Here is an 11,354-nt window from a genome sequence, read left to right on the forward strand (position 1 = left end):
GGCCCCGCGGCCGGCACGGTCGCAGGCTCAGGCCGGCACGATCGCCAGCTCAGCTACCGAAGAAGACCTCGGCCTCGTCGTAGCGCGAGATCGGCACGGTCTTCAGCTCGCCGGTGCCGTCGAGCAGCGGGACGCGCACGATGTCGGTGCCGCGCAGGGCCATCATCTTGCCGAAGTCGCCCTCGTTCACCGCGTCGATGGCCTGCAGGCCGAAGCGGGTGGCGAGGACCCGGTCGAACGCGGTGGGCGTGCCGCCGCGCTGGATGTGGCCCAGCACCACGGTGCGGGCTTCCTTGCCGGTCTTCTCCTCAAGCTGCTCGGCCAGCCACTGGCCGATGCCGCCGAGGCGGACGTGCCCGAACGCGTCCAGCTCCTGGTTGTGCAGGACCATCTGGCCCTCCAGCGGCTGCGCGCCCTCGGCCACCACGACGATCGGCGCGTACTCGACCTGGAAACGCTTGGTCACGTACGTCGCGACCTGGTCCACGTCGAAGTTGCGCTCCGGCAGCAGGATGACGTTGGCGCCACCGGCCAGGCCGGCATGCAGCGCGATCCAGCCGGCGTGCCGGCCCATGACCTCGACGACCAGTGTGCGGTGGTGCGACTCGGCGGTGGTGTGCAGCCGGTCGATGGCCTCCATCGCGATGTTCACCGCGGTGTCGAAGCCGAAGGTGTAGTCGGTGGCGTTCAGGTCGTTGTCGATGGTCTTCGGCACGCCGACCACCTTCACGCCCAGGTCGTGCAGCTTGGTGGCGACGCCGAGGGTGTCCTCGCCGCCGATCGCGACAAGCGCGTCGACGCCCTGCTCGGACAGGTTGGCCTTGATCCGCTCGACGCCCCCTTCGATCTTGAAGGGGTTGGTGCGTGAGGAGCCGAGGATGGTGCCGCCGCGCGGGAGGATGCCGCGGACCTCCGCGATGCCCAGCGGCTTGGTCAGGCCTTCCAGCGGACCTTTCCAACCGTCGCGGAATCCGACGAACTCGTGGCCGTAGACGGCGACGCCCTTACGCACCACCGCTCGGATCACCGCGTTCAGACCGGGGCAGTCTCCGCCTCCGGTGAGCACGCCGATACGCATGATGTACTCGTCCTCCCTGATCCGGGTTGCGAGATGCCCGCCTCCGGATAAGGGTCGGCCGCGTTGCCGGGCCCGGGGCAGGCCGCATGCGCACTGTAGTCGCCGCGGCTCGCCCGGACCAAAGCGCCCCGCTAGAGGCGCACTGTTTCGTTCTCGCCCGCTTCCGGGGTCTTTCCGGTTACGGCCGCCTTGGCATAGCCGAACATCGTGAGCACGCGACTACCATGCGCAGCCGCCCAGTACTCCGCCGTCCGGGCGTGCACCTTGACGAGCGTCAAGTTCGGCGTCTCCAGGCCGTCCGGGAACCACGCCTTCAACATCGGGTTCCACAGCTCCTTGGCCTTCGCCGGGTCATCGGCCTGCTCGGCGGTGCCGGCGATGGACACCCAGGAACTCTGCCCGGAGTCACTGAACGATACGTTGACCTGGGGATTCACCCGAATCTGCTGAACCAGGTCGGAGTCGGCGTAGGCGAAGAACCACAGATCGCCGTCGAACTCCACATCCTGCAACGCCATCGGCCGGCTGACGAAGTTGCCATCACCGCTGACCGTGGCCAGCATGCAGATCTTGGCGTCCTTGACCATCGTGGTGACGGTCTCGCGCTGTTCCTGCTCGGTCTTCTCGGTCATCGGAAACCTCACTCTCGGTCAGTACGTCTGACTTCCCGGGCGAGATCCGGTCAAACACCGCCTCGCCGGTCAGCCCCGGCGTCGCCCGAGGGCGAGATAGGCCACCGGGCCGAACGGTTGCACGGCGCATCCCAGCGCCCACAGCACCTTGGGACCGCGCACCTGCGGACGGGGACGCCGGACGATGTCGACGAGCGCCACCGTGGTCGTCACGATCTCCGCGGCGGCCAGGCCGACGATGCCGACCTGTTGCCAGCGCTCCAGGTCCCGCCATTTCGTGGTGGAGGAGTGATCCCCGCGTACGGCCGAAGCCAGTTCGTCCGCGGCGTCCGTGAGCTTCATCGCTACCTCCTGATCGGCCTGCCGGCTTCCGATCGACAGCCTATCGGCGCGGGCGCCGGTCGGGCCCGCCTCAGGCGATGTCGCGCACCGACTCCATGACGTTCCACCGGGCCAGGTTGTGGCGGGCGTCCACCAGCGCGTCGTGCCGGCCCTGCGCGCTGGGCAGCGGCGGACGGCCCAGGTCATCCCACCGTTGCCGCAGATCCTTGGTGAACCGCGGGATCTCCCGCGGCAGCGCGGGCATGGCACCCCACAATTGAGCCAGCGCCACATGGTCGTACGCGGCATACCAGGCCCACAGTTCGAGCTGCTCGTCCCGGTCGGCGAGCGGTTCGACGAGGAACGCGTGCAGGTCGTCGCGGATGCGCTCGCGCGACCGCCATGCCGGATCGGCGGGCGACGGCAGCTTGTCGAGCACGTTGCGACGCACCCACGGCACGGCCTTGGCGGCGTCGAACTGGGTCGACACGGCGTAGAACTCGCGGCCGGCCTCATCCACCACGCCGATCGAGACGAGGTCGACCACCCGGCCGTCCTCGATGAACTCGCAGTCGTAAAAGTAGCGGTAAACCATCGTGGGACATCCTTAACCATGGCTAGCCCGGCAGCGCATCCAGGGCCTCGCGTGCGCGCCGCAACTCGTGTCCGGCGCGCTCGGAACACGGCCCGGACAACAGCCGCGCGTAGCGATCGGCCTGCACGGCCCACCGGAACCGCAGCAACACGGGCAGCGCGGCCTCAAGCTCATCCTGTCGCACCGGCCCCGCCGACAGGTATCCGTCGAGCAGTTCGCCCGCGGCCATCAGGCCACCGGCATAGACGACCGCCGCGGCGACGTCGTAGACCAGCGGGCCGGTGCCGCTGACCCCGCAGTCGAGAATCCCGGCACGACCGGTGTCCAGGTCGACGACGAAATCCTCCGGGGCCGGATCACCGTGCAGCACCCCGTACGTCAGGCGGTCGGTCACCGAGAGCCTGGTCATCGCGGTGACCGCCGCGGTGACCGCCTCCCGCAGCCACGGCTGGGCGTCCAGATGCCCGGCGCCGGCATCGAGCAGGTTCCACGGCCGCAACCCCGGATGCTGGAAATGTTGCAGCACCCGATGCACCGCACCGAGCCGATCACCCCACCACTGCTGATCCACCGGGTCGGCGCCGGCCAGCGAGCGGCCCGGCACCCGGCGCAGCACGGCGAGCGCGCCGGATCCGAGTGTCACGGTCAGGGCTCCGCCGAGCGTACGCACCGGGGTGCCCGCGGCGATGCCATGATCCAGAAGGTGTGCCGCAGCGGCGAGACCCGCCTCGACGCTCGGGCGCACCGGGCCGTCGGACAGCCGCGCCAGGTGCGTGTGCCCGCTCGCCTCAAACTCCCAGGCACGGGACAGCAGCCCGCCCTGAAGCCTGGTGAGATCCCCCGGCACCAGGTGCCATTCATCGCGCAGCATCGATCGCAGAAGGTCATCATCCGGCACGGCGGCGATTATCGGTGCAGATCAGGTAAATGTGACGGACAACCTGGGCGATAGTAACTCTTGGCGATTGACCCTTGTACGTTCAGCAACATAGCGGGCATGATCGATGCGGTAGCCGCGGACGAACGATGCATCGGTACGTATCAAATGGCGTAGGCCGTGCTCTTCATGCTATGAGTGTTCGTCCGCGCCGAGGGGCCGGTGCGGGTCGGGGAGGGAAGAGCCGTGGACCATCGTCCGCCGGATAACGGCGACGCCCTCACGGGCGTGGACATGTTCGCCGGCCTGGAACCCGACGTGCGCCAACGTGTGATCGCCACCGCGGTGCCACGGACCTACCGCAAGGGCCAGATCCTCTTCGTCGAACACGACCCCGGCGAATCCCTGATCATCCTCAAGCGCGGCGCGGTCGCGGTGTTCCGCACCGCCCCCACCGGCGAACGCGCGGTGCTCACCGTCGTGCGACCCCCCGACGTGCTGGGGGAAGTATCGCTCCTGGACGCTTCCACGCGCAGCGCCTCCGCGGAAGCCATCGAAGACTGTCAGGCACTGACCCTGTCCCGGGCCGCGTTCATGGAACTGGTCCACTCCAACCCCCGCATCCTGGACGCGGTGATGCGCTCCGTCGGCGGGCTGATCCGCCGGCTCACCGAGCAGAACGCCGACCACGTCTTCCTCGACCTGCCGGGCCGAGTGGCCAAGACGCTGGTCCGGCTGGCAGGCGAAAGTCAAGCTCCGATGATCACCATCGAGCTCAACCAGAGCCAGCTAGCCGAGATGGCGGGCGGCTCCCGGCAGAGCGTGAACCAGGCGATCGGCTCCTTCGCGAACCGCGGCTGGCTGCGCACCGAAGGCCGCCGCATCGTGGTGACCGACGTGGCGGCGCTGCGACGCCGAGCGGGGATGAACTCGGCCTGAGTCGGCCGGGGCCCCCACCCCGCCGATCTTGAGGAAAGAGTGCCCGATAAGTGGCATAAGACCCGTTATGTCGGACCGCAAACTTCAAGATCGCCGCGGCTGCGGGCCGTCCGGCCGGCGCTGGGTCGACTGGAAGCGATCGCCGCAGGATCGGCCTCCCGGGACATCCCGGCTTCGACGGGCGTGCGACGGGAGAGCATCGCGCCACAACGCACTCCCGCAACCGGCACTTGTCGTGTCACCATTGCTGGCACGGTCGGCGAGGGAGTGTGTGGGGTGTCAACAGGCGGCGCCCGTCGCGGGCGGCGGGACAACGGGCTCGACGCGGCTGACTACGCGGTCGCCGGCGACGTGGATCCGCGGGTCGGCGAGCACCTGCTGGACGTGCTTGCGGCCGGCGGCATCGCGGCCTACCTCCAGCCGTCGGCGGACCTCAATCCGATTCTGCGGGCGACCACCTTTCCGGCCCGTCCGACCGATCGCCTCTACGTCGACCGCACGCGGTTGGCGGTGGCCCGCGAGCATCTGCACAAGCTGACCGGCGGGCTCGGCCCGACCCCGATGACGCCGCGCGAGGACGAGCCGGAACCGGCGGGCGGCAGCCAGCGGGACATCGACGCGGAATGGGCGCAGATCATCGCCGGCTACCACACGCCGGTGGACGCCTCCGCCGCTCCGTGGCCCGCGGCGGAGGGCGTCGATGCGACCCGCGCACCGGATCCGCTGGCGGATCCGACGGGGCTTCTCCCCGGGCCGCCGGGCACCGACACGGCGCCCGGCCCGATGCATGACACGGGCCCGATGCATGACACGGGCCCGGCACCGGGTACGGGCCCGGCAACCGGCATGCCCGATGCGGGCCGGTCCCCGGGCACGGGCCTGCCGCCGGGGTGGGGCGAGGCACCGCCGGAGCCACCGGCCGCAGTGGCGCACAACCGTCGCCGCACCGACCGGCGCGACGATCCGGAACCGTCGCTGCTCGACGGCCTCGACACCTTCGGCGCGGACCTGCCCGACGACTCCGACGACGAACGGTACGTGCCACCGCCGCCGCCCCCGCTCCCGCACATCTCCAAGTACGCGATGGCCGGGATCCTCGGCATCGTGGTCGGTTTCGTGCTGTTCCTGTTCCCCGGGTTGCTGCCCGCGGTGGGCCAGGACGTGGTCACGTTGATCGGCTTCTCCGCGGTGGTGGCGGGCGCGGTCACGCTGGTGTGGCGGTTGCGCTCCGGCGATGACGACGACGATTTCGACGACGGGGCGGTCGTCTGAACCGCGGCCGTGCGGCTAGACCGGTCACAGATCGACACCCGCCGCTGCCTCGTTCGGTAGCCATGCAGTAGCCTTTCGTGATGCGCCAGAGCTCGCTCGTGGTAGTCGCGAACCGTCTCCCGCTGGACGACAATGTCGCACCCGACGGCGCATGCGAGTGGCGCCGCAATCCCGGCGGACTGGCCAGCGCCCTGCACTCGATCCTCCGCCAAGCCCCGGCCACCTGGGTGGGATGGGCGGGCGGCGCCGGGCCACCCCGTCCACTGCCGGACATCGGGACGCTGCGGCTGCGCTCCGTCGCCCTGACCGAGGACGAGTTGCGTGGCTACTACGAAGGGTTCGCGAACTCGACACTGTGGCCGCTCTACCACGACGCCGTCGAGCCGCCCCTGTTCGACCGCGGCTGGTGGGAGACCTACCTGGTGGTGAACCGCCGGTTCGCCGAGGCCGCCGCCGAAGTGGCGGAGCAGGGTGCGGCGGTCTGGGTGCAGGACTATCACCTGCAACTGGTGCCGGAGATGCTCCGGCAGATGCGCCCCGATCTGCTCATCGGCTTCTTCATGCACGTGCCGTTCCCACCGCCGGAGCTGTTCATGCAACTGCCCCGCCGGGCCGAACTGCTGCGCGGCATGCTCGGCGCGGACCTGGTCGGCTTCCAGCGTCCGCAGGCCGCGCACAACATCGCCCAGCTCGCGACCAAACTGCTCGGCGCGCAGGCGAACGACCGCACCATCACGCTCGGCGGCCGGACCACGCGTACCGGCGCCTTCCCGGTCTCCATCGACGTGGCCGAGATGCAGGCGCTGGCCGCCCGGCCGGACGTGGTGGCGCATGCCCGCGAACTGCGCGGCCTGCTCGGGCAGCCGCGGCGGATCCTGCTCAGTGTGGACCGGCTGGACTACACCAAGGGCATCGAGCACCGGCTCACCGCGTACCGGGAACTGTTGCGCGACGGGCTGGTGAAGGTCCGCGACACGGTGCTGGTGCAGGTCGCGGTGCCCAGCCGGGAGCGGGTGGAGAGCTATCGCACGCTGCGCGACCGGATCGAGGGTGAGGTCGGGCGGATCAACGGAGAGTACGGGCGGGTGGGCGAGCCGGCCATCCACTACCTCATCCAGCCGTTCGACCGGGCCGAGCTGGCGGCGCTGTACCAGACCGCCGACGTCATGGTGGTGACGCCGCTGCGGGACGGCATGAACCTGGTGGCGAAGGAGTTCGTGGCGGCCCGCGAGGACGGCAGCGGGGCGCTGGTGCTCAGCGAGTTCGCCGGCGCCGCCGACGAGCTGAACGACGCGTTCCTGGTCAATCCGCACGATGTGGAGGGCTTGAAGGACACCCTGCTGCGGGCGATGGAGGCCGAGCCGGCGGACCTCGCCACCCGGATGGAGCGGATGCGCGCCCATCTGCGCAGCCACGACATCATGGCGTGGGCACGGGACTATCTGAGCACCCTGGACCACACCGGTCGGCTGGCGGAACGGCTGGCCCGCCGGGCGTGACGCGGGCCGAGCCCCGCCGAGTTCCCACTCAGCCGCCGAGTTCCCACTCAGCCGCCGAGTTCCTTGTCCAGCCAGTCCAGGATGGCGTCCAGCGGTTCCGTCCATCCGGTGTCCAGCATCAGGTCGTGTCCCATACCCGGGAACAGCAGCGGGGCGCCGCCGTGACGGACCGCCGCCCGGTCCAGCGACGCGCGCGGCACCACCCGGTCGTCCGGGCTGCCCACGACCAGCACCGGCGGATCACCCACCGGGGCCGGCGAGGCGTCGCGGCCGGCGAGCTGACGCTGCATCCGGGCGCCCGGGTGGACGAGCCGGCCCAGGTACGCGTCGGCGCGCTCGGCGGGCATGCCGGGCCCGAACAACTGGCGGCGGTTCACCCGCAGCCTGCCGCCGACCAGCGCGGGCAGCGTGCCCGCCGGGTTGGCGCGTAACGCGGCGCCCAGCGCGGCCCGCCCGTCCAGCAGCGGCGCGGCGAGCACGGCGGCACGAGCCGGATAGCGCGCCAGGACCCGCGCCACCACCCGGGCGCCGGCACCGTGCCCGACCAGCACCACTTGACGGGGCAACGAGACCGCCACCTGCACCACGTCGTGCACCTGCGCGCGCAGGTCACCACGGTCACGCGGGGAGACCGAATGGGCCGGATATCCGCGCTCCGCGGCGTGCGCCAGCCAGTGCTCGGCGAACGCCCATGCGCCGTGCCCCAGGCCCGGCACGAACAGCACCGGCGGCCGGTCGGTCTCCTCCTCGGGCAGCACGGACAGCACCTCGCGGCGCACCGCCGGGACCGGGGCGGTCCAGTCGTCGAATCGGATCGGGTTCACGCCGGCTCCAACCGGTCGATCAGCTCACCGAGGGCGCGGAGGTAGTCGACGAAGCTGACCTCGAACCAGTGCCGGGAGGACGGCACCGTCCGGGTGCGGCTCCAGGAGGCGATCGGGCGTTGCGATTCCTTCTGCTGCACCGCACCGGCCCGCGCCGGGTCGGCGATGCGCAGCCGCAGCCACCGCGCCACCGCCACGCTCTGCCAGTGGGCCAGGGGGAACAGGCCGCCGTCGGACTGCACCAGACCGATCACGGCCAGCGTCGGATGCCGCCGGGCGAAGGCATGCAGGTGCAGATCGGGGCGGCCGTCGTCGTCCATGTCGAGCAGTTGCGGCGCGAGGAATTCGAACCGCGGCAGATAACCCGTGGCGGTGACGATCAGGTCGGGTTCGACGCGCATGCCGTCGGTGAGCGTCACCGCGAACGCCTCCAGGCGGGCCACGTCGGCCACCGGCGTGATCCGGCCATGCCCGACGTAGTAGATGAGCTGGCTGTTGACGAGGGGATGACTCTCGTACGGGCGGTGGTCCGGCGCGGCGAGGCCGAACCGCGTGACGTCCCCGACGGTCAGGCGCACCGTGCGGTGGTACAGCCACTGACGCAGGCGCAGTGGCAGCCGCCATCGCCGGGCCAGCGCGTTGATCTGGTCGGCGGGGCGGCCGAGGACGAACTTCGGCGCGTACCAGTAACCGCGGCGGGTGGAATGCCACACCGCGGCGGCGTGCTGTGCTGCCTCCACGGCGATGTCGCAGCCGGTGTTGCCGCCGCCGATCACCAGCACCTTGCGGCCGCGCAACTGGGCCGGGTCCTTGTAGGCCGACGCCGGCAGGATCCGTCCGCGGAAGTCGTCGGCGCCCTCCAGGGTCACCGGCTTGGGCGACCAGTTGTGGCCGTTGGCCGCGACCACCGCGGCGTACCGCTGGGTGCGCTCGGCCCCGCCGCCGGTGCTGCGCGTGGTGACGTCCCACCGTCCGTCGCCCACCGGCGTCGCGGCCACCACCTCGGTGCCGAACCAGATGTGCTCACGCAGACCGAAATGCGCCGCGTACCGCTCCAGATAGGACAGAACCTGGCTGTGGCGCGGATAGTCCGGCCAGGAGTCCGGCATCGGGAAGTCGGGGAACTCGGTCAGCGGGCGCGAGGAGATCAGGTGCGTGCCGGAGGAGACCGGGCTGCGATCGTGCCGCCAGTTCCAGGCGCCGCCGACCGAGGTCTCACGCTCGTAACAGTCGACCGCGAAGCCGTGCTCCCGCAGGCTTTTGACCGCCGCGAGGCCGCTGCCGCCCGCGCCGATCACGCAGACGGCGTCGGTCCGGTCGGCGAGGGGGGTGTCGGCCACCCGAGGATCCTTGCAGACCCGCGGGCTAGGAGGAAGGCAGCAGCAGGTCCGCCCGCACCGGGAGATGGTCGCTGGCACGCCGGGCCAGGTCGGACTCGACGACCTCGTACGCATCGACCGAAATGTCCGGCGAGACGAACAGCGCGTCGAGCTGAATCCGGGGCAGCGTCGCCGGGAAGGTCGGCGCGGACGGCGGCGGCGGGGCGAACCCGTCGGCCACGGTGCGCCACGCGCCCCCGCCCGGACCCTCGTTGAGATCCCCGGCCGCGACCACCGGCCCGTCGAGCGTGGCCAGCTCGCCCTTCCACCGGGCCGCCTGCGCGGGGCGCTCGGCCGGGTCGGTGGCCAGATGCGAACCGGACACGGTGAACCCGGCGCCGCCCACCGACGCGTGGGCGAACACCGCGCCGCGCAGGTGACGGCCGGGCGTCAACGGGTAGCGCACGCACCACGTCCGGTGTATCCGCACCCGCAGCGACACCAGCAGCAGGTTGCCCAGCGCCGGCTGACCGCCGGCCGCGACGACCATGCCGCACTCGTCGGCCAGCGCCGCGCACCGGTGCCGCCACCGGAACCGCCGCGGGGCCTCCTGCACGATCAGCACGTCCGGCGCGTGTTCCCGGACCAGAGCGGTCAGCGCCGCACGGTCATCGCGCAGACCATGCACGTTGTAACTCAGCACCCGCAGCGGAACCACGTCGTTCCTCCTCAGCCCTGCCGGGCCAGGTCTGCCGCGCCGACGACGCCCGCCGAACTGCCCGTCTCCGCCGCCCGCAATTCGGCGACCGGGAACCGGCCGCGCTGCTTCAACTGGTCGCGATAGGTGTCCTCGGTGGGTCCCATGAGCAGATCACCGGCGTCGATCACGCCGCCGCCCACCACCAGCACCTGCGGGTCGAAGATCTGCGCCAGGTCCGCCATCGCCACGCCCAGCCAGTACCCGATCTGGGCGAAGGCGTCGCGAGCCACCCCGTCGCCGTTCTGCGCCGCCTCGGTGACCTGCCGGCCGTGGATGGCCATCGGGTCTCCCCCGGCCAGGTCGAGCAGCAGACCGGCCCGGTCTGGTTCCTGCCGCGCGCCGGCACGGGCGAACCGGACCAGGGCGTTGCCGCTCGCGTACTGCTCCAGGCACCCGAGCCGACCGCAGCCGCAGGGATGCCCGTCCGGGACGGACTGGATGTGGCCCAGCTCGCCGGCGATCCCGTTGGCGCCGCGCCACAGCCGCCCGCCGAGCACCACGCCGCCGCCGATCCCGGTGCCCACGGTGATCATGACCATGGAGTCGTCCGCGTGCCGCGCCGCGCCGTATCGGAACTCCGCCCAGGCGGCCACGTTGGCGTCGTTCTCCAGCACCGTGGGCAGACCCACCGCCTTGCTGACGTAGTCCCGCAACGGCTCGTCGCGCCATGCCAGGTTGGGCGCGAACAGGACGGTGGACCCGGAGGCGTCGATCCAGGCCGCCGCCCCGATGCCGACCGCGGTGGCCTCCGGATGCTGCGCGGCGAGGTCGGCCGCCACCGCCGCGATGGTGTCCCGGGTGCCGGCCTGGTCCTGGGCGGGAGTGTCGCGCCGGGTGCTGCTCAGCACGGCGCCATCATCGTCCACCACTCCACCGGCCACCTTGGTGCCGCCGACGTCGACTCCGATGGTCAGCGTCACGCTGCCCGTCCTTCCTGTTGGTCAATGACCGGCCGCTCCGGGGGCGTCGTCGCCCGCCGGGTCGTCCCGTCGTCCGCCCGGCTCCGCGGCCGGCGCCGCACCGGTCTGCGCCGATGCACCGGCACCATCATGATCCACGCCAGTCGCATCCGGCACACGGGGAACCGCCGGTGCCGATGTGGCGGCGGCCCAGACGTCCGCCCCCGCCCGAGGCGGCGAGGCGGGACGCGACTCCGGGGCGGGCTCCGAGGCGGGCTCCGAGGCGGGCCTGGCCGAGGCGGACGGCGAGCCGGACGGCGGCGCGGCGGACGGCGGCGC

At 71.5% G+C, this 11,354-nt stretch carries 12 protein-coding genes; 3 read left to right on the forward strand and 9 right to left on the reverse strand.

Features of this window, described 5'->3' with window-relative positions; all coding sequences use genetic code 11:
* Positions 1 to 49: 49 nt before the first annotated feature.
* The 5 genes from IEY73_RS29575 to IEY73_RS29595 form a co-directional block, all read right to left on the reverse strand.
* Positions 50 to 1,078, reverse strand: a complete 1,029-nt coding sequence (locus IEY73_RS29575; protein WP_189082638.1) for a 6-phosphofructokinase — start codon at positions 1,076 to 1,078, stop codon at positions 50 to 52.
* A 131-nt stretch (positions 1,079 to 1,209) separates the two neighbouring features.
* The gene (locus IEY73_RS29580; protein WP_189082639.1) at positions 1,210 to 1,710 is read right to left on the reverse strand and encodes a pyridoxamine 5'-phosphate oxidase family protein; all 501 of its coding nucleotides are present in this window, start codon (positions 1,708 to 1,710) and stop codon (positions 1,210 to 1,212) included.
* Positions 1,711 to 1,779: 69 nt separating this feature from the next.
* Entirely contained in the window at positions 1,780 to 2,052 is a 273-nt protein-coding gene (locus IEY73_RS29585) for a PLD nuclease N-terminal domain-containing protein (RefSeq protein WP_189082640.1), read from the reverse strand.
* Between the two features lie 70 nt (positions 2,053 to 2,122).
* Positions 2,123 to 2,626: a polyadenylate-specific 3'-exoribonuclease AS gene (locus IEY73_RS29590; protein ID WP_189082641.1), complete on the reverse strand. Its 504-nt coding sequence runs from the start codon at positions 2,624 to 2,626 to the stop codon at positions 2,123 to 2,125.
* A 22-nt stretch (positions 2,627 to 2,648) separates the two neighbouring features.
* Positions 2,649 to 3,524, reverse strand: coding sequence for a phosphotransferase enzyme family protein (locus IEY73_RS29595; RefSeq protein ID WP_189082642.1), 876 nt, complete (start codon positions 3,522 to 3,524; stop codon positions 2,649 to 2,651).
* Positions 3,525 to 3,797: 273 nt separating this feature from the next.
* On the opposite strand from IEY73_RS29595, the gene IEY73_RS29600 reads away from it, so the two are divergent.
* The 3 genes from IEY73_RS29600 (at position 3,798) to IEY73_RS29610 (ending at position 7,213) form a co-directional block, all read left to right on the forward strand.
* The gene (locus IEY73_RS29600) at positions 3,798 to 4,442 is read left to right on the forward strand and encodes a Crp/Fnr family transcriptional regulator (RefSeq protein WP_373292906.1); all 645 of its coding nucleotides are present in this window, start codon (positions 3,798 to 3,800) and stop codon (positions 4,440 to 4,442) included.
* A gap of 276 nt (positions 4,443 to 4,718) precedes the next feature.
* A complete protein-coding gene (locus tag IEY73_RS29605; protein ID WP_189082644.1) occupies positions 4,719 to 5,714 on the forward strand; it encodes a DUF308 domain-containing protein in 996 nt (331 codons plus the stop codon).
* 80 nt (positions 5,715 to 5,794) lie between these two features.
* Entirely contained in the window at positions 5,795 to 7,213 is a 1,419-nt protein-coding gene (locus tag IEY73_RS29610; RefSeq protein WP_189082645.1) for an alpha,alpha-trehalose-phosphate synthase (UDP-forming), read from the forward strand.
* Positions 7,214 to 7,260: 47 nt separating this feature from the next.
* Here the strand turns inward: IEY73_RS29610 and IEY73_RS29615 are convergent, their stop codons facing one another.
* The 4 genes from IEY73_RS29615 to IEY73_RS29630 are packed head-to-tail and all read right to left on the reverse strand — an operon-like array spanning position 7,261 to position 11,036.
* Complete coding sequence (locus IEY73_RS29615) at positions 7,261 to 8,037, reverse strand: alpha/beta hydrolase (RefSeq protein ID WP_229716277.1); 777 nt, start codon at positions 8,035 to 8,037, stop codon at positions 7,261 to 7,263.
* A complete protein-coding gene (locus IEY73_RS29620) occupies positions 8,034 to 9,377 on the reverse strand; it encodes a flavin-containing monooxygenase (RefSeq protein WP_229716278.1) in 1,344 nt (447 codons plus the stop codon). Before IEY73_RS29620 ends, IEY73_RS29615 begins: the two co-directional genes overlap by 4 nt.
* 25 nt (positions 9,378 to 9,402) lie before the next feature.
* Complete coding sequence (locus IEY73_RS29625; RefSeq protein WP_229716279.1) at positions 9,403 to 10,074, reverse strand: endonuclease/exonuclease/phosphatase family protein; 672 nt, start codon at positions 10,072 to 10,074, stop codon at positions 9,403 to 9,405.
* An 11-nt stretch (positions 10,075 to 10,085) separates the two neighbouring features.
* Positions 10,086 to 11,036: an ROK family glucokinase gene (locus tag IEY73_RS29630; RefSeq protein ID WP_189082647.1), complete on the reverse strand. Its 951-nt coding sequence runs from the start codon at positions 11,034 to 11,036 to the stop codon at positions 10,086 to 10,088.
* Between the last annotated feature and the right edge of the window lie 318 nt (positions 11,037 to 11,354).

It is taken from the genome of Mangrovihabitans endophyticus, from assembly GCF_014646155.1.
GTDB classification, from domain to species: domain Bacteria; phylum Actinomycetota; class Actinomycetes; order Mycobacteriales; family Micromonosporaceae; genus Actinoplanes; species Actinoplanes endophyticus.